General features: G+C 73.0%; 16 protein-coding genes. 7 read left to right on the plus strand and 9 right to left on the minus strand.

Annotated features, from left to right (window positions below; genetic code table 11):
* Positions 1-131: 131 nt before the first annotated feature.
* Together AB0I91_RS40790 and AB0I91_RS40795 are read right to left on the minus strand one after the other, a co-directional pair.
* Positions 132-2159: a glycosyltransferase gene (locus AB0I91_RS40790; RefSeq protein ID WP_499641700.1), complete on the minus strand. Its 2028-nt coding sequence runs from the start codon at positions 2157-2159 to the stop codon at positions 132-134.
* Entirely contained in the window at positions 2156-2782 is a 627-nt protein-coding gene (locus AB0I91_RS40795) for a DUF998 domain-containing protein (RefSeq protein WP_499618050.1), read from the minus strand. The genes AB0I91_RS40790 and AB0I91_RS40795 overlap by 4 nt, the downstream gene beginning before the upstream one ends.
* Before the next feature lie 136 nt (positions 2783-2918).
* Here AB0I91_RS40795 and AB0I91_RS40800 point away from each other — a divergent pair, with 136 nt between their 5' ends.
* The 3 genes from AB0I91_RS40800 (at position 2919) to AB0I91_RS40810 (ending at position 5642) form a co-directional block, all read left to right on the plus strand.
* Positions 2919-3857 (plus strand): ABC transporter ATP-binding protein, encoded by a 939-nt coding sequence (locus tag AB0I91_RS40800; RefSeq protein ID WP_498779752.1) that lies wholly within the window; start codon positions 2919-2921, stop codon positions 3855-3857.
* A 65-nt stretch (positions 3858-3922) separates the two neighbouring features.
* Entirely contained in the window at positions 3923-4642 is a 720-nt protein-coding gene (locus tag AB0I91_RS40805) for an ABC transporter permease (RefSeq protein WP_498779884.1), read from the plus strand.
* Between the two features lie 46 nt (positions 4643-4688).
* A complete protein-coding gene (locus AB0I91_RS40810) occupies positions 4689-5642 on the plus strand; it encodes a COX15/CtaA family protein (protein ID WP_498779754.1) in 954 nt (317 codons plus the stop codon).
* Here AB0I91_RS40810 and AB0I91_RS40815 read toward each other — a convergent pair.
* The 4 genes from AB0I91_RS40815 to AB0I91_RS40830 all read right to left on the minus strand — a co-directional run bounded on the left by AB0I91_RS40815 (position 5579) and on the right by AB0I91_RS40830 (position 9730).
* Positions 5579-6043: a GbsR/MarR family transcriptional regulator gene (locus AB0I91_RS40815; RefSeq protein ID WP_230569132.1), complete on the minus strand. Its 465-nt coding sequence runs from the start codon at positions 6041-6043 to the stop codon at positions 5579-5581. The genes AB0I91_RS40810 and AB0I91_RS40815 overlap by 64 nt on opposite strands.
* Before the next feature lie 135 nt (positions 6044-6178).
* Positions 6179-6709 (minus strand): DUF742 domain-containing protein, encoded by a 531-nt coding sequence (locus AB0I91_RS40820; RefSeq protein ID WP_498779757.1) that lies wholly within the window; start codon positions 6707-6709, stop codon positions 6179-6181.
* A 7-nt stretch (positions 6710-6716) separates the two neighbouring features.
* Positions 6717-7160: a roadblock/LC7 domain-containing protein gene (locus AB0I91_RS40825; protein ID WP_498779759.1), complete on the minus strand. Its 444-nt coding sequence runs from the start codon at positions 7158-7160 to the stop codon at positions 6717-6719.
* On the minus strand, positions 7157-9730 hold the full coding sequence (locus AB0I91_RS40830) for a nitrate- and nitrite sensing domain-containing protein (protein WP_498779760.1): 2574 nt from the start codon (positions 9728-9730) through the stop codon (positions 7157-7159). The genes AB0I91_RS40825 and AB0I91_RS40830 overlap by 4 nt, the downstream gene beginning before the upstream one ends.
* Positions 9731-10150: 420 nt before the next feature.
* Between AB0I91_RS40830 and AB0I91_RS40835 the strand changes: the two genes are divergently transcribed.
* Entirely contained in the window at positions 10151-10477 is a 327-nt protein-coding gene (locus AB0I91_RS40835) for a DUF485 domain-containing protein (RefSeq protein ID WP_498779762.1), read from the plus strand.
* Positions 10477-12051 carry a monocarboxylic acid transporter gene (locus AB0I91_RS40840; RefSeq protein ID WP_498779764.1) on the plus strand — a complete coding sequence of 525 codons (1575 nt, stop codon included), beginning with the start codon at positions 10477-10479 and terminating at the stop codon, positions 12049-12051. The genes AB0I91_RS40835 and AB0I91_RS40840 overlap by 1 nt, the downstream gene beginning before the upstream one ends.
* 68 nt (positions 12052-12119) lie before the next feature.
* Here the strand turns inward: AB0I91_RS40840 and AB0I91_RS40845 are convergent, their stop codons facing one another.
* The 3 genes from AB0I91_RS40845 to AB0I91_RS40855 are packed head-to-tail and all read right to left on the minus strand — an operon-like array spanning position 12120 to position 14116.
* The gene (locus AB0I91_RS40845; RefSeq protein ID WP_498779766.1) at positions 12120-12971 is read right to left on the minus strand and encodes an ATP-grasp domain-containing protein; all 852 of its coding nucleotides are present in this window, start codon (positions 12969-12971) and stop codon (positions 12120-12122) included.
* Positions 12968-13255, minus strand: a complete 288-nt coding sequence (locus tag AB0I91_RS40850) for a hypothetical protein (protein ID WP_498779768.1) — start codon at positions 13253-13255, stop codon at positions 12968-12970. Before AB0I91_RS40850 ends, AB0I91_RS40845 begins: the two co-directional genes overlap by 4 nt.
* Before the next feature lie 60 nt (positions 13256-13315).
* Positions 13316-14116 (minus strand): nucleotidyltransferase domain-containing protein, encoded by an 801-nt coding sequence (locus tag AB0I91_RS40855; protein WP_498779769.1) that lies wholly within the window; start codon positions 14114-14116, stop codon positions 13316-13318.
* Between the two features lie 108 nt (positions 14117-14224).
* Between AB0I91_RS40855 and AB0I91_RS40860 the strand changes: the two genes are divergently transcribed.
* Together AB0I91_RS40860 and AB0I91_RS40865 are read left to right on the plus strand one after the other, a co-directional pair.
* Entirely contained in the window at positions 14225-15847 is a 1623-nt protein-coding gene (locus AB0I91_RS40860) for a DUF885 domain-containing protein (RefSeq protein WP_499641703.1), read from the plus strand.
* Positions 15848-15943: 96 nt separating this feature from the next.
* Positions 15944-16915: a quinone oxidoreductase family protein gene (locus tag AB0I91_RS40865; RefSeq protein ID WP_498779771.1), complete on the plus strand. Its 972-nt coding sequence runs from the start codon at positions 15944-15946 to the stop codon at positions 16913-16915.
* Positions 16916-16984 lie beyond the last annotated feature (69 nt).

Raw genomic sequence — 16984 nt, forward strand, 5'->3', positions numbered from 1 at the left:
CTCCCCCGTCGCCTGACCGGCTGGCGGACCCCCCGGCCCCCCGGGCCTCACAGGCCGGCCCCCCGATTTCCCCGCCCTGCCTTGGGCGGCCGTGTCCTGAGCGTCGAACTCGGGGGTCCGGGAGGTTCGGCTCACGCGGCCAGGGCGGGGGTGCGGGTCGGGGTGGGGAGGCCGAGGGCGCGGGCGTAGAGGGACTCGAAGGTCTCCAGGGTGGTGTCGATGGCGTGGGCGGCGATCAGGTCGCCGGACGCGGCGCCCATGCGGGCGGTCACGGCGGGGTCGACGGTGACGGCGTGCAGGCGGTCCGCCAGGCCGCGCACGTCGCCCGGCGTGAACAGCCAGCCGTTGCGCCCCGGCTTGCACAGGTGCGGCAACGCCATCGCGTCCGCCACCACGACCGGCTTGCCCGCGGCCATCGCCTCCATCGTCGCCAGGCTCTGCAGCTCGGCGATGCCCGGCATGCAGAACACGTCGGCCGCGGCGTAGGCGTCGAGCAGCTCGTCCTCGCTCACGAAGCCGCGGAAGCGGACGCGGTCGGAGATGCCCAGGTCACGCGCCAGCAGCTCCCACTCGGCACGGCACGAGCCGTCACCGACGATCTCGGCGTGCAACCGGGGCACGAGCGCCAACGCCCGCAGCAGCTCGTCGACCCGCTTCTCCTCGTCCAGCCGACCCACGAACAGCACGGTCGGCGCGTCGGTGTGCCGCACCGGCCGCCGCCCCCGGTACCGGTCGATGTCGATGCCGCACGACACCGGCACCGCGCGCTCGGGGAAACCGTTGTCGTGCAGCAGCTGCACGGCGCGCGGCGTCGGCGCGGTCACCACGTCGGCGAGGCCGAACACCCGCCCCAGGTCGCGCCACGCCCACCGCGACGCCACGCCCTGCAACCACGCCGGCACGTGGGCGTGCCCGAACAGGTTCTCCGGCATGAAGTGGTTCGTCGCCACCGTCGGGATCCCCAGCGCCGCCGCCCGCCGCAGCACGTACCGCCCCACCACGAAGTGCGCCTGCACGTGCACCAGGTCCGGCCGCAGCTCCTCCAGCAGCACGCTGACGTCCTCGCGCACCTGCCACGGCAGCCCGATGCGGAACGTGCGGTGGAACGGCGTGCGGTGCGAGCGGACCCGGTGCACGGTGGTCCCGTCGGCGCGCTCGGTGCGGGCCGCGCCGTCCGCCGACACGCAGATCACGTGCACGTCGTGGCCGCGGCCGGCGAGGCCGGTGGCGAGGCGGTGGGCGAACCGGGCCGCGCCGTTGACGTCCGGGGGGAACGTCTCCGCGGCGATCACGATCCGCATGGCGCGTCCGTTGGTCACTGTCGTCTCCGATCTGGTGGGAACTGCGGAAGTGGTTCGGGTGCGGGCCAGCGCGACGACGCCGCCGACGGCGATCGCGGCGCACGCGACCTGCGCGGCGCCGACGAGCGGGCTGGTCCGGGTCGCCTCGCCGAGCAGCCCCGCGCCGATGCCGACGGCCACGAGCGGGTCCACCACGGTGAGGCAGGCGACCGCCACGTGCGGCGGTCCGCTGGCGTAGGCGTGCTGGATGAACCAGCCGCCGACGACGAGGGCGGCGGCGATGCCCGCCGCCGAGAGCGCGGTCGACCACGCCAGACCGCCCTGCTGGACGTCCTGGGACACCGACCGCATGAGCACGGAGACGAAGCCGTAGGCGACACCGCCCGCCGCGCCGAAACCGAGGGCGCGCACCGCCGGCCGGGTCGACAGCACGCCGACCAGGCCCGGGACCGCGATCAGGCCGAGCGCCAGCAGCGCGGCCTTCACCTCGGCCTCCGGCACGACCGCGGTGGACGTGGCGCTGCCCGCGGCCAGGAGCACGAAGGCCCCTACGCCGAACGTGGTCCACGCGACCGCGGGCAGCTCACGCCGACGACCGTCGAGCACCGCGGTGATGCCGATCGCGACCACGCCGACCGGCTGCACCACGCTCAACGGCGCCATGCCCAGCGCCGCCGCGTGCACACCGGCGCCCAGCACGAGCAGCACCAGGCCCAGCAGCCACCGCGGCCTGCGCAGCAGGTCCAGCACCCGCAACGCGGCGCCCCCGCTCGCCCGCACGGCGTCGTGCTGCAGGCGCGCGGCGAAGGCGAAGAACACCGCGCCCAGGACCGCGAGCAGGACGGCGAGCCACGTCATGACGTCTCCTCGCGGCGCAGGACGGCGGAGGCCAACGCGAACAGCAGCCCGTACAGCAACGCGAACAAAACGCGCTCGAAAAGCCCGAGCACGACCGCGCCACCACCCGGGTAGACCACCGAGACGTGGCTGAGCATGAATGCCACCGAGGTGATACCCGCGGCGATGGAAAAACGGCGCAGGGTGGTACTGGAGATGAACGTCCGGGAAATCAGCCACCCGGCCAGCGGCAGGCTCGCGAACATCACCGCGCCCGCGTACCGGTGCACCGCGCCGGAGAACGACGTGGGCGTGCCGGTCGGGTCGGTGGGGAACACCGTCGCCACCGCCAACCCGGCCGACCACAGCCCCATCAGCACCGCCACCGGCCCCCGCCTGGGCAAACCGGACCGGACCAGGGCGACGAGCAGGCCGACCGACGCCGCCGCCAGCGTCAGCGAGGTGACCGCGAGGAGCCCGCTGCCGTTGTCCACGAAGATGTAGTCGCTGATCGTGTGGGCGATCGGGCTGAGCTCGCCGACCGACGCCACGTGCAGGTAAACAATCGGGAACAGCGACAGGACGAGTCCCACAACGGCCAGCGGCAACACCGCCGCCCGTCTTTTCCCCCGGATCTCCACCACGGGAAAATCTTCGCCCGGAATGGTGACCGAAGATATCGGGAACACCCCCGAGACGACCCTGAAGCCACCCGGAGAACCCTGGTAGGGCTGACCCCACCACCGGGCCGGGCCGGGCGACGCCCTAGGCTTCCGCGTCGTGAGCCCGCACCCCCCGCACCCTGCCGTGGAAGTGTCGGGGCTGGTCAAGCGCTACGGCTCCACCGTCGCGGTGAACGGACTCGACCTCACCCTGGACACCGGCACGGTCCTCGCGCTGCTCGGCCCCAACGGCGCCGGGAAGACGACGACCGTCGAGGTGTGCGAGGGGTTCCGGGCGGCCGACGGCGGCGAGGTCCGCGTCCTCGGGCTCGACCCGAAGCGCGACGGCGACCGGCTGCGCCCCCGCATCGGCGTGATGCCGCAGGGCGGCGGCGGCTACCCGGGCGTGCGGGCCGACGAGATGCTGCGCCTCGTGGCCGCGTGCGCCGCCAACCCCCTCGACCCCGCGTGGCTGCTCGACGTGCTCGGCCTGTCGTCCTCGGTGCGCACCCCGTACAAGCGGCTCTCCGGCGGGCAGCAGCAACGCCTGTCGCTGGCGTGCGCCCTGGTCGGACGGCCCGAGCTGGTGTTCCTGGACGAGCCGACCGCCGGCATGGACCCCCAGGCCCGCCGCCTGGTGTGGGAGCTCGTGTCGGCGCTGCGCGCGGACGGCGTCAGCGTGCTGCTGACCACGCACCTCATGGACGAGGCCGAAGCCCTCGCCGACCACGTCGTCATCGTCGACGCCGGCCGCGTCGTGGCCCAGGGCAGCCCGGCCGAGCTCACCGAGCACCACGCCGACGACCGGCAGCTCCGCTTCCGCGCCCGACCGGGGCTGGAGCTGACGCTGTTGCGCGACGCCCTGCCGGAGGGCCTCCAGGTGCGTGAGGCCAGCCGGGGCACCTACCTGGTGCAGGGCCACATCGACCCGCAGGTCCTCTCCACGGTCACCTCGTGGTGCGCGCAGCAGGGCGTGCTGGCCGAGGAGCTCACCGTGGCCAGGCGCAGCCTGGAGGACGTGTTCCTGGAGCTGACCGGCAGGGAGCTGCGCTCGTGACCGACTCGCCTTCGTTCGCGCCCGGCACGTTCACGCCCGCGCCCGGTCGCGGGAAGCTCGGCCGGATGCTGCTCGCCCAGGCCCGCACCGAGACCGTGCTCACCCTGCGCAACGGCGAGCAGATCCTGCTGACCGTGCTCATCCCGGCGGCGCTGCTGGTCGCGATGAGCCTCATGGACGTCATCCCGGTGCCCGACCCCCGGGTCGGCTCGGCCACCGCGCGCATCCTCGCGCTGGCCGTGATCTCCTCCGCGTTCACCGGGCAGGCGATCGCGCTGGGCTTCGACCGGCGCTACGGCGTGCTCAAGCGGCTCGCCGCGACCGCGCTCCCCCGCTGGCTGCTGGTCGCCGGACGGGTCGTCGCGGCGTTGGCCGTGGTCGCCGTGCAGGTCGTGATCATCGCCGTGATCGCGCTGCTGCTGGGCTGGCGGCTGCCGTCCGCGACCGGCCTGCTGTGGGCGGCCGTGCTGATCGTGCTCGGCACGCTGTCGTTCGGCGCGCTCGGCGTGCTGCTCGGCGGCGCGCTGCGGGCGGAGATCGTGCTCGCGCTGGCCAACATCGTGTGGTTCGTGCTGCTGCTCATCGGCGGCGTCGCGCTCGGCGTGGACAGCCTGCCGACGTGGCTGGCGACCGTCGTCGACGCGCTGCCGTCCGCCGCGCTCGCCCTCGCGCTGCACGACGCCGTGGTCGAGGGGACGGCGCCGAGCCCCGGTCACGTGGCCGTGCTGCTGGTCTGGGGCGTGGCCGCGGGCGCGCTGGCGACGAGGACCACGAAGCTCGGGTGACACCCCCGGGCGGCGGTTCTCAGCCAGTGGTACCTACCATCGGTTCGTGTCCGCCCCATCCTGGTTCACCACCTTCCTGAGCACGTTCCAGCGCGCGTTCGCCATCGCGGTCGTGATCGCCCAAGGCGGCATCGCGGTCACCGGGTCGATCGTGCGGGTGACCGGATCGGGCCTGGGCTGCCCCACCTGGCCGCAGTGCTTCGAAGGCAGCCTCGTGCCGGTCGAGCACCCCGAGGTGGCGTCGCTGCACCAGTGGGTCGAGTTCGGGAACCGCACGTTGACCGGCGTGGTCGGCGTCATCGCCGGGCTGTGCGTGCTGGCGGCGTGGTTCAACCGGCCGCGGCGCAAGCGGGTCGTGGTGCTGGCGCTGGTGCAGTTCGGCGGCGTCGTGCTGCAGGCCGTGATCGGCGGGTTCACCGTGCTCACGGGCCTGCTGTGGTGGACGGTGAGCGTGCACTTCCTGGTGTCGATGGCGCTGGTCTGGTTCGCCGTGCTGCTGGTCGCGGCGCTGGGCGAGGGCGACGAGCCCGCCCGGCCGCGCGTGCCGCGGGCGTTGCTGGCGTTGCAGGTCGTGCAGGCGGGCACGCTCGGCCTGCTGCTGCTGGCGGGCACCTTCGTCACCGCCGCCGGACCGCACGCGGGCGACGCGGCCACCCCGCGCCTGGACGTGTCGGTGGACACGTTGTCGCAGGTGCACGCCGACCTGCTGTTCCTGTTCCTCGGCATGCTGATCGCGTTGGGCTTCGCGCTGCGCGGCCACCCCGTGCCGCGGCGGCCGTACTACGCGCTCGTGGCCGTGGTGCTCGCGCAGGGCGCGCTGGGCATGGTCCAGTACTGGACCGGCGTGCCCGAGGTGCTCGTCTCGCTGCACGTGCTGGGCGCCGGCGCGGTCGTCGTCGCCACCGCCGCCCTGTGGGTGTCGACCCGCGAACGGCCTCAGCGCGAGGACGAGGGCCTGCGCTCCCAGACCGCGGGCAGCTCCGTGGCCAGCCACGTGTAGAGGTCGTCCACGGTCCGCAGCCGCACGGCGCGTTCCGGGTCGCCGCTCATCAGCCGCATCCCGGCCTCGGTCAGCTCGCGCACGCTCACCAGGGCGTCCAGCTTGCGCTGGATCAGGTCGACCCACCGCTTCTCGTTGATCCGGTACTGCGCCGCCTGCCTGCCGCGCCGCGTGCGCTTCGTCACCAGGCCGGCGTTGACCAGGAACTTCAGGTTCGTGCTGATCGAGCCGCTGCTCGCCTCCAGCTCCTGGGACAGCTCGGCGGCGGTCCGCTCCGTCGGCTGGCACACCAGCAGGTAGCCGAGGATGCGACCGCCGATCAGCGGGATGCCCTCCTCGGCGAAGTGCGCCGCGAACCGCTCGATCCACGCCGACAGCCGCGTTTCCCGTCCGACGCTCATCCGACCCCCTCGGCTCGACGACCGGTACTTCGGTCGACACTGAAGCCACGATAGGTCGTGTGCTGATCATCACGCAAAGGCGGCGCGCCGTCCGGGGCGTTCGACCCGGGGGTTCCGAGCGTTCGACGCGCGGGGTCAGAGGCGGCGGAGGCCGGCGAGGACGCGTTCCATCAGGCCCAGGTCGGGCGAGTCGCCGTCGGTGGACGCGGTGCGGTGGACGTCGATCAGGCCCCGTTCGGCCATGTCCCCGAGCAGCACCTTGGCCACGCCGAGCGGCAGGCGCAGCAGGGCGGCGACCTCAGCCACCGACCGCGGCCTGGCGACCAGGGCGATCACCTCGTGGTACTCGGCCTTCATGGCTCCCGGGTAGTCCCAGTCCACCGCCGACACCAGCGTCTCGATCTCCAGCTGGATCGACGACGTGGTCCGGCCGCCGGTCCACGAGTAGGCGCGGACGATCGAGGCCGCCTCCTCGCGCGGGTACTCGAACTCGTCCTCGTCGTCGTCGAAGACCGGCCGGTGGGGCTTGGTGTCCCCGGTCCCGGCCTGACGCGGCTCGGGCTTCGGCTGCTCCTGCTTGCGGCGGCGGGAGGAGTCGAGGCTGAACCCGTTGAGCAGGGCGGCGAACGTCTCGTCCGACGACCCGGTGTCCTCGTTCCGGTCCATGACCACCTCACGCAGACGGGCGGGCCATCATCCGCTTCGCGCCGTGGAGCTGGGCGCGCAGCTCCGGGGTCAGGAGCTGGCCGACCTGGTCCACGACCACGGTCATCTCGTAGGCGACCTGGCCGACATCGGCGTCCGGTGCGGCCAGCACCGCGAGGCACGAGCCGTCCCTGATGGACATCAGCAGCATGATCCCGTACTGCATCTCGATCACCGACCGCAACACGCCGCCGCCGTCGAAGCACCTCGCCGCCGACTCGGTCAGGCTCGCCACGCCCGCCGCGATCGCGGCCAACTGGTCGGCCCGGTCGTCGGGCAGCCCGGTGGACGCGGTCAGCAGCAGACCGTCCACCGAGATCACCACGGCGTGGGCCACCCCGGGCACGCGATCGGCGAAGTTGCTCACCAGCCAGCCGAACTGGTCGACCTGTCGCGACTTCTGCGTGCTCATCCGCTCTCCTGCCCAGCTCGATTCTCACCGGAACCCCGCACACCTTGCCGGATCCCGGTCTGGTAGCTGGCGAGGAAGCCGCGTGTCGCCTGCGGATCCCTCCGTACGGGTGCCACCGCGTCGGGCGCACTCGGCCGTTCGGCCACCAGATTGCTCCGCGGCTGCCTCTTGGGCAGTTCCGCCGGATTGTCGTTCACGGGCTTGTCGTTCACGGGCGCCTCCCCGCGCGCGTGGGTGTCCGCGGCCCGGTGCCGCGCCTGTTCCGCCGGTCCGGAGGGCGCCGCCGCGCCGCCGAACCAGGTCGAGGCCGTCCGCCGCGGCGCGGACGCCGGCGTGGCGGGCGGGGTGGCGGCCGGGGTGTCGACGGTGCGCCCGCGGAACGGGGTCCACCCGTCGTCCTTCAGCGGCACGACCGGTGGCAGCGCCGGCTGCGGCAGACCGGGCACCGCGGCCCGCGGCAGGACCGGCTGCGGGCCGGTCGACGGCGGCAGCGCCGGCTGCGGACCCGTGGCGCGAGGCAGGACGGGCTGCGGCAGGGCGGGCTGCGGGCCCGAGGAGCGAGGCAGCGCCGGCTGCGGCCCGGTGGACGGTGACGGCGCCGGGATGGACGGCTGCGGGGCCGGCGCGCGGGACGGCGTCGACCCGGTCGGGCGCACCAGCTCGGCGGGCAGCGCCACGACCGCGCGCAGCCCGTCGCCCTGCTCGCGCAGCGACACCTCGATGCCGTGCCGCCCGGCGAGCCTGCCGACCACGTACAGGCCGAGCTGGCGCGACACGGGCAGTTCGCCGGAGTCCTCCGACGCGGCCAGCGCGATCCGGCGGTTGGCCTGCGCCAGGTCCTCCTCCGACATGCCGACGCCGAGGTCGATCACGTCGACGAGCACGCCGCCGCCGGGCCGCGGCCGTCCGCCGACGACCACCTGGGTGCGCGGCGGCGAGAACGTGGTCGCGTTGTCCAGCAGCTCGGCGACCAGCCGCACCAGGTCGCCCGCGGCGTAGCCGACGACCTCCACCGACGGCGTGGTCTGCACGACGACCCGCTGGTACTGCTCGATCTCGGACGCGGCGGCGCGCAGCACGTCGCCCAGCGGCACCGGGCGGGTGAAGCGGCGGGCCACGTCGCTGCCCGACAGCACCATCAGGTTCTCGTTGTTGCGGCGCATCCGGGTGGCGAGGTTGTCCAGCTTGAACAGGTTCGCGAGCTGCTCGGGGTTCTCCTCCTGCCGCTCCAGCTCCTCCATGAGCTTGAGCTGCCGCTCCACCAGGCCCTGGCTGCGGCGGGACAGGTTGATGAACGCGTTGCGCATGCCGGTGCGCAGGTCGGCCTGCTCGGCCGCGGAGCTGACGGCCTGCCGGTGCACCGCGTCGAACGCGCGCGCCAGCTGGCCGAACTCCTCCCTGGTGTGCACGGGCACCGGCGTCACGCTCACGTCGTGCGCGGCGTTCTCCCGCAGCTGCGCCACCAGGGTGGGCAGGCGGTGCTCGGCGACGTCCAGCGCGGCGGTGCGCAGCGCGCGCAGGGAGCGCAGCAGGTAGCTGCCGACGACGTAGCCGACCGCGGCGGCGGCGAACATCGAGGCGAGCAGGATCACCGACGCCGCGCCGGCCCGGTCGCTGGTGGAGTCCTGCAACCGGCTCGCGGCGGCGGCCAGCTGGCCCTCCAGCGCGTGCAGCACCACGCCGAGCTGCCGGAGGGTGGCCTCCGAGCCGCGGTTCCAGTCGTCGGCCTTGACGAACAGCTCCACCGCGGTGGAGTTGGTGCGGACCTGCTGGAACAGGCTGTTGCGGAGGTCGACCTCCTGGCCGGACACGGTGCTGCGGTAGTCGGCCTGCTGCTGCGGGGTGGCGACGGCGGAGAAGTCGGCCAGCTTGTCCTGCTGGCGGGTGTAGGACTGCTCCAGCGCGACGTCCTCGGAGTCGAGCAGCCGCCCTCGGCTGATGCCGGCCAGCACCGTCGCGTGCTGCCAGGACACCTGCTCGCCCGCCATGGCGAGGTTGTGCAGCGCGGTCGCGGTGCCGGACAGCGCCGGGTCGCCGAAGTCGCCGACCATGGCCTGGTCGAAGTCGAGCAGGGCGCGCAGCACCACGGTGTAGCCGCCGACGGCGCCTTCCAGGTCGACGCTGCCCGCCACCACGCGTTCGCGCAGCTGCGGCAGGCCGTCGAGCTGGACGGTCACGTCGCGGAACCGGGCGTTGGCGACCTCGCCGAGGGTCGTGGTGCGCTCCATCAGGTTCCGCACGCCCGCGGCGGCGTTGTCGGTGGCGCGCGTCAGCTCCCGGAAGTCGGCCTCGGGCACGCCTTCGCCCTCGGCCCGCCGCGCCGACCGCGCCCGTTCCGCCTGCACGCCCGCGATCAGCGGGTCCATGCCGGCACGGAGCGTGACGACGCGCTGCATCGAGGCGTAGGTGTCGGCGCTCTTGACGTACCCGCGGATCTGCACCACGCCCGCGCCGACGGCGACGAGCACGGGCACCGCCAGCACGGCCGCGAGCTTGACCGGCAGACGCCAATTCCGCCAGTCCGCGACGGCGCTCCACCACTGCCCGCGCGCGATGTTGTCGCCAGTCACCAGACAAGCCCCGGAAAGTCCGTAGTTGTTTCGAAGTTGAACGACGTCGACGTATTGATGATCGACGACCGTGATGTTGCTGGGCGGATAGTAGGTGGTGAACAGGCGTGGGACAACGACCTTGCGGTAGGTCCTCATCCGATCGGCGCAGCGTGACCACGCCGGGCGACACGGACGCCAACCGAGACAACGGTCCGGCATCGACTGAGCAGCGGTGACACGACCGTTGGCGGCACGTCGTTGACTGGCGGCGCAACGCGGTTACGCTGAGCGCTCGCCGGCGGCCCGCGCATCCGCGCGCACGACGAGGCAAATCCCCGTGGAGGATTGATGACGAAGGCGATCCTGCCTCCGACGGATTCCAGACCCGCTCGCGGCGGGCGCGGCTTCGCCACTTTCGACGACCCGGGGTCATCCCTGTTGGTCGACGAAGCGGGCGACCCGGACTTCGTCGCGCTACAGGCGAGCGCTGATTTCCGCGAGCTCCGCCGGCGGACGGCGATCTTCGTGCTGCCGGCGACGTGCGGGTTCCTGCTGTGGTACCTGGGTTACGTCGCGCTGTCGGCGTACGCGCCGGACTTCATGGGCACGCCGGTGTGGGGCGTGATCAACGTGGGTCTGCTGTTCGGCCTGCTCCAGTTCGTCACCACGATCGCGCTGACGCTGGGCTACGCCCGCTACGCGCGGCGCAAGCTCGACCCGCAGGTCGACTCGGTGCGCGCGCTCACGGCGGAGGACCAGGGCTGATGGGCGGCAACACCGCGATCAACCTCGGCGTCTTCGGCGTCTTCGTGTTGATCACCCTCTACGTCGTGTACCGGGCGGGCAGCCGCAACGCCACCGCGTCGGACTACTACGCCGCGGGCAGCAGCTTCACCGGGCCGCAGAACGGCATCGCGCTGTCGGGCGACTTCCTGTCCGCCGCGTCGTTCCTCGGCATCTCCGGCAGCATCGCGGTCAACGGCTACGACGGGTTCCTCTACTCGATCGGCTGGGTCGTGTCCTGGCTGCTCGGCCTGATGATCATCGCCGAGCGGTTGCGCAACACCGGCCGGTTCACCCTGGGCGACGTGCTGGCGTTCCGGATGCGGCAACGCCCGGTGCGCGCCGCGGCGGCCAACGTGACCCTGGTGATCTCGCTGTTCTACATGATCGCGCAGATGGCAGGCGCGGGCGCGCTCATGGCGCTGCTGCTGGACGTGCACAGCAAGGTCGGGCAGTCGGTCATCATCGCGGTGGTCGGCATCGTCATGGTGCTGTACGTGCTGCTGGGCGGCATGAAGGGCACCACGTGGGTGCAGATCATCAAGGCCGTCTTCCTGATCATGTGCGTGACCCTGCTGACGGTGTTCCTGCTGGGCAAGTTCGGCTTCAGCCTGTCGGCGATCCTGGAGGCGGCGTCGCGGAACACGCCGCTCGGGCCGGAGGTGCTGGAACCGGGCGTGCGCTACGGCGCCACGCCGACCAGCCGGCTCGACTTCATCTCGCTGGCGCTGGCCCTGGTGCTCGGCACCGCGTCGCTGCCGCACGTGCTGATGCGGTTCTACACCGTGCCGAACGCCCGCGAGGCGCGCCGCTCGGTGGTGTGGGCGACGTGGATGATGGCCACGTTCTACCTGTGCACGCTGGTGATCGGCTTCGGCGCGCTGGCGCTGGTCGGCTCGAAGGAGATCGCGGCGGCGCCCGGCGGCGAGAACTCGGCCGCGCCCCTGCTGGCCTACGAGGTCGGCGGCGCGGTGCTGCTCGGCGTGGTGAGCGCGGTGGCGTTCGCGACGATCCTGGCGGTGGTGGCCGGTCTGACGTTGACGGCGTCGGCGTCGTTCGCGCACGACGTGTACGCGAACGTGATCAAGCGGGGCCAGGCCGACCCGAGGTCGGAGGTGCGGGTCGCCCGGTTGACGGCGGTCGTGGTCGGGCTGCTGGCGATCGTCGGCGGCATCGCGGCGAACGGGCAGAACGTGGCGTTCCTGGTGGCGCTGGCGTTCGCGCTGGCGGCGTCGGCGAACCTGTCGACGATCATCTACTCGATGTTCTGGAAGCGGTTCAACACGCCGGGGACGCTGTGGGCGGTCTACGGCGGGCTCGGGTCGTGCATCTTCCTGCTCGCCTTCTCCCCCGCCGTGTCCGGCGCGAAGTCGTCGATCTTCCCGGACGTCGACTTCGCCTGGTTCCCGCTGAGCAACCCGGGTCTGGTGTCGATCCCGTTCTCGTTCCTGTGCGGCTACCTCGGCACGGTCCTGAGCAAGGAGAAGGCCGACCCGGCCAAGCAGGCCGAGATGGAGGTCCGGTCGCTGACCGGCATCGGCTCCGGCCTGAAGTGAGACCTTCGCGGTGACGACGAACGCCGGGGTCCAGTGCCCCGGCGTTCGTCGTCGTCATAGGTCGGGAACTACCGCCGGGCGAGGGCCGCCCGGACCGCGGAGGCGAACCGGAGCGGGGCGGTGGCGTCGGTCTGGCGGAACCCGAGCGAGGGCTCGACCAGCTCCAGCTCCAGCAGCAGCGGCGCGCCGTCGACGCCCGGGACCAGGTCCACCCGCGAGTACAGGAGCTCGTCGCGGCGCAGGCCGATCAGCGCGGCGGCGGCGTCCATGACGTCCTCGGCGACCCGGCGCTGCGCGGGTGAGGGCGCCGCGCCGGACAGCCGTTCCACGATGTAGAGGCCGGACTCGTCGAACTCCGCGTCCGGCGTGAGCATGGCGCCCTTGGTGAACGCGTGCGAGTACTGCCCGCCCAGGAACACCATCGCGGTCTCGCCGACGGAGTCCACCCGCGACTGGTACGGCTGCACGAGCGCGGGCACGCCCAGCGCGTCCAGGTGCGCGGCGGCGGTCCCGTGGTCGCCGGCCGCGACCCGCAGCGCGCCGCGCGAACCGGCGCCGACGGTCGGCTTCACCACGAACTCGCCGTCCGGCCAGTCGGTGAAGCCCGGCCCGGCCACCGCCGTCGGCACGACCGGCACGCCGTGGCGCGCGAGCTCGACCAGGTAGGTCTTGTCGGTGTTCCACCGCACCACCGACGCCGGGTTCACCAGCGCGGGCTCGGCGTCGCACCAGGCCAGGAACTCCGGCAGCCGCTCGGGGTAGTCCCAGGTGGACCGCAGCACGACCAGGTCGGCCGACGTCGGCGCGCCCCACGCCGCCCACGACGCGTGCACGCCGACGTCGGCGAGGGCGTCCACCAGGGCGTCGTCGTCGCCGTCGCCGGCGGGCAGCGTGTCGCAGGTCGCGAAGAGGACCTTCACCGGCCGGCCATCTTGCGGCGGTGCGCCGGCCCGATCTTCACCGCGGCCGTCGTCTCGCGGTCCCACTCGTGCCGGTCCAGGTCGGCGACGGCCTCGACCAGCGCCTCCGCCGACGCCACGTCCGGCAGCACCACGTCGCCCATGGCGCCGTCGTCGCCGACCAGCACGACCCGCGCGCCGGCCCGCCCGACGTTCTGCACGACCGCGCGGGCCGGCTTCCCGTGCGCGGCCACGAACGCCGTCGCCGTCTTCACCGCGCGCCCGATCTTCTTGTCCTCAGCCACGTCGGCCAGACTAGAACCTGCCGGTAACTTCCGCGCACGTGACGGCACTCACCGCCCGGCTCAGGACGACGACCACACCGTCGACCACACCGACTCGTAGGCCTCGACCAGCCACTTGTCGGCCCGCGCGTGGTCGGGCCGCTCGGGCAGCGAGGACTCCGCGGTCAGCTCCTCCAACCGGGCTTCCAGCGACTCGGCCGCGTCCATCGCCTCCTGCTGCGTGTGCCGGCCCTGGCGCAGGTCGCGGATCCAGGTCAGCCACGGCTCCGGCATCGGCAGCGTGATCCGGCCGGTCTCCAGCAGCTCGACGCCCTGCACGCCCAACCGCACCATGTGCGAGGCGTACTTCGTGTCGTAGCCGTGCCGCGCGACCAGCTCGGGCCGGTTGACGCGCTTGGCCACCGTGCCGTCCACCATGCGCCTGCGCTGGCTGTGCAGGTAGCCGATGAACCGCCGGCCCGCCAACCGGGACACGATCATGTCCGAGTTGGCGCGCAGGTCACGTCCCAGGTCGGTGACCGAGACGATCTCGTGCTCGGGCGCGAACAACGGCAGCAGCACGGTCGGGTTGCCCTGCAGCGCCAGGCGCAGCCACTTCCGCAACGAGTACACGACGAGGTCCAAGTCGCCGGGGCCGGACGGGGTGTTGAGCACACCCGTGCGCTCCTCGGCGCTGCGGTGGATGTACTGCTCGAAGCGGCGCAGCCCGATCACGAACTCCGGCGGCTCGACGCACACGCCCATCTCGTCGCGGTCGTCGGTGCCCTCGATGGCGGTCCCGTGCACGCCCGAACCCACCTGCGTGCGCAGGATCGTGGCGCGCCGGGCGATCTCGGCGAATTCCGGGTTGTTGTGCTTCACGACCATTCCCCCTGTCCGGACGCGAGGAACTTATGGCGTCAACAGGCAAAGCCCAAGGGGATTTCCAGCGCCTCCCGGACCTCGCGGTCGCGGGGTAGCTTGCGGGTCGTGACCGATACCCAGAACCTCACCCACCTGGTCGAACAGTTCCTCGCGTGGCACTTCGACCGCAACCCGGGCACCGCCGCCATGCTCGGCTCACCCGCCCACGACCACACCCTCGGCGATTTCAGCGCGGGCGCGTTCACCGAATACGAACGCGGCGCGGACGCGTGGCTCGACCGGTTCGCCGCCGTCACTACCGACGACCTCCAGGGCTCGGTGGACCGCGACCTCATCGTCTCCGTGCTGCGCGGCGTGCGGGCGAAGGCGACGTGGCCCGCGTGGCGGCGCGACCCGTCCGTCTACACCGGCGCGGTGCTGTACCCGTTGTTCAGCGCGTTCCTCAACCGGCTGCGGCCGGAGCCGGAGCTGGTGGCGAGCGTGGTGAAGCGGCTGGGCGAGGTGCCCGCCGTGCTGGCCGCGTGCCGGGCGAACCTGGACCCGGGGCTGGCCGCGCCGAAGATCGTCAAGCGGGCCGCCGACCAGGCGCGCACCGGCCGGGCGTTCCTGACCGCCACGCTGCCGGCCGAGGTGTCCGACCCGGCGCTGCGCGCGGAGCTGGCCGAGGCCGCCGGACCCGCCGCGCGGGCGTTCGACGAGCTGGCGGTGTTCCTGGACGACTTCGCCGAGCGCGCCGAGGGCGACTGGCGGATGGGCGAGCGGCTCTACTCGACGCTGCTGCGCGAGCAGGAGGTGCTGGGTTACGGCGCGGCGGAGCTGCACCAGCGTGGCGAGGCCGCCTACGCCGAGCTGGACGCCGAGATGCGCGAGCTGGCCGGGTCGGACGACTGGCACGCGGTGATGGCGTCGTTCCAGGACGACCACCCGCCGACGCCGGAGGCGATGCGCGCCGAGTACGAGGCGGAGACGCGGCGGGCGCGGGCGTTCCTGGTCGAGCACGGCCTGGTGACGTTCGCCGAGGGCGAGGAGTGCCGGGTCGTGCCGTCGCCCACGTTCCAGCGCCCGGTCCTGTCGGTGGCGTCCTACATGTCGCCGCCGCCGCTGACCGACCGGCGGACGGGCCACTTCTTCGTGCCGTTCCCACCGGACGGGTTCACCGCCGAGCAGACCACCCAGCGGCTGCGCACCAACTCCCGGGCCCAGCTGGCCACGATCGCGGTGCACGAGGCGTACCCCGGCCACCACTGGCACCTGTCGTGGCTGGCCGCGCAGGACCGGCCGGTGCGCAAGGTGTTCCGCACGCCGTACTTCTCCGAGGGCTGGGCGCTGTACGCGGAGAAGCTGCTGCGCGAGCAGGGCTACTTCACCGCCGAGGTGGTCGGCGACGCGGCCAGGGCTCTGGCGCAGGAGCTGGCGCACGTCGAGGCGCGGTTGTTCCGCGCCGCGCGGATGATCGTGGACACCGCGCTGCACTGCGGCGACATGACCGTCGAGCAGGCCGAGGAGTTCATGACCACGAAGGCGTCGCTGACGCCCGGCACGGCCGCCGGCGAGGTCAGCCGGTACTGCGCGTGGCCGACGCAGGCCCCGTCGTACCTGACCGGCGCGTTGGAGATCGAGCGCATCCGGTCCGAGTTCACCGGCTCGTTGCGCGAGTTCCACGACACCATCGCGGGCGCGGGCGCGTTGCCGCTCGGCCTGGCCCGCAAGGTCGCTCTCGGCAGGTGAGACGCTCCGCCGGGTCGGCGGCGGGACGCGGAACAGACCGACCGCCGCGGTGGTTGGCGTACTGACGTACGAACAGAGCAATCAGGAGGACGCACGATGCCCAAGGCAGTGGTGGTGCGCGCGACCGGCGGGCCGGAAGCGCTGGAGCTCGCCGACGTGGAGGCGCCCTCGCCCGGCGCGGGCGAGCTGCTCGTGGACGTGGCCGCCGCCGGGGTGAACTTCATCGACTGCTACCACCGCGAGGGCCGCTACCCGCTGTCCCTGCCGTTCGGGCCGGGGCTGGAGGGCGCCGGCCGGGTGAGCGCGGTCGGTCCGGACGTCGCCGGGTTCGCGGTGGGAGACCGCGTGGCCTGGGCGCAGTCCCTCGGCAGCTACGCGGAGCAGGCCGTGGTGTCGGTCAAGGACGCGGTGCCGGTGCCCGAAGGGGTGGACGACGACACGGCGGGCGCGCTGCTGCTCCAAGGCCTGACCGCGCACTACCTCGTCGCGTCCACGTACCCCGTGCAGAAGGGCGACACGGTGCTCGTGCACGCCGCCGCGGGCGGTGTGGGGCTGCTGCTGGTGCAGTTGGCCAAGGCGCGGGGCGCGCGCGTGATCGGCACCGTGTCCACCGAGGCCAAGGAGGCGTTGGCGCGCGAGGCCGGCGCCGACGAGGTGATCAGGTACGACCTGGTGGACTTCGCGCCCGAGGTGCGGAGGCTGACCGACGGCGTGGGCGTCGAGGCGGTCTACGACGGCGTCGGCCGGACGACGTTCGACGGGAGCCTGGCCAGCCTGCGGCCGCGCGGCATGCTGGCGCTGTTCGGCGCGTCGAGCGGCGCGGTGCCGCCGTTCGACCCCCAGCGGCTCAACCAGGCGGGTTCGCTGTTCCTGACCCGGCCGTCGCTGGGCGCGCACGTGGCCACCCGCGAGGAGCTGGAGTGGCGGGCCGGTGAGCTGTTCGCCGCCATCGTGGAGGGTGCGCTGACCGTGCGGATCGGCGGGCGCTACCCGCTGGCCGAGGCACGGCGGGCGCACGAGGACCTGGAAGCCCGCCGCACCACCGGCAAGCTGCTGCTCCTGCCCTGACGGCGACGGGCGCCGCGTGCCGGTCGGCGCCTGGCCCGGACGCGCGGAAGGGCGGCCCCGACGCGGGAC

The organism is Actinosynnema sp. NPDC049800 (assembly GCF_040656635.1).
In the GTDB taxonomy this organism is placed as follows: domain Bacteria; phylum Actinomycetota; class Actinomycetes; order Mycobacteriales; family Pseudonocardiaceae; genus Actinosynnema.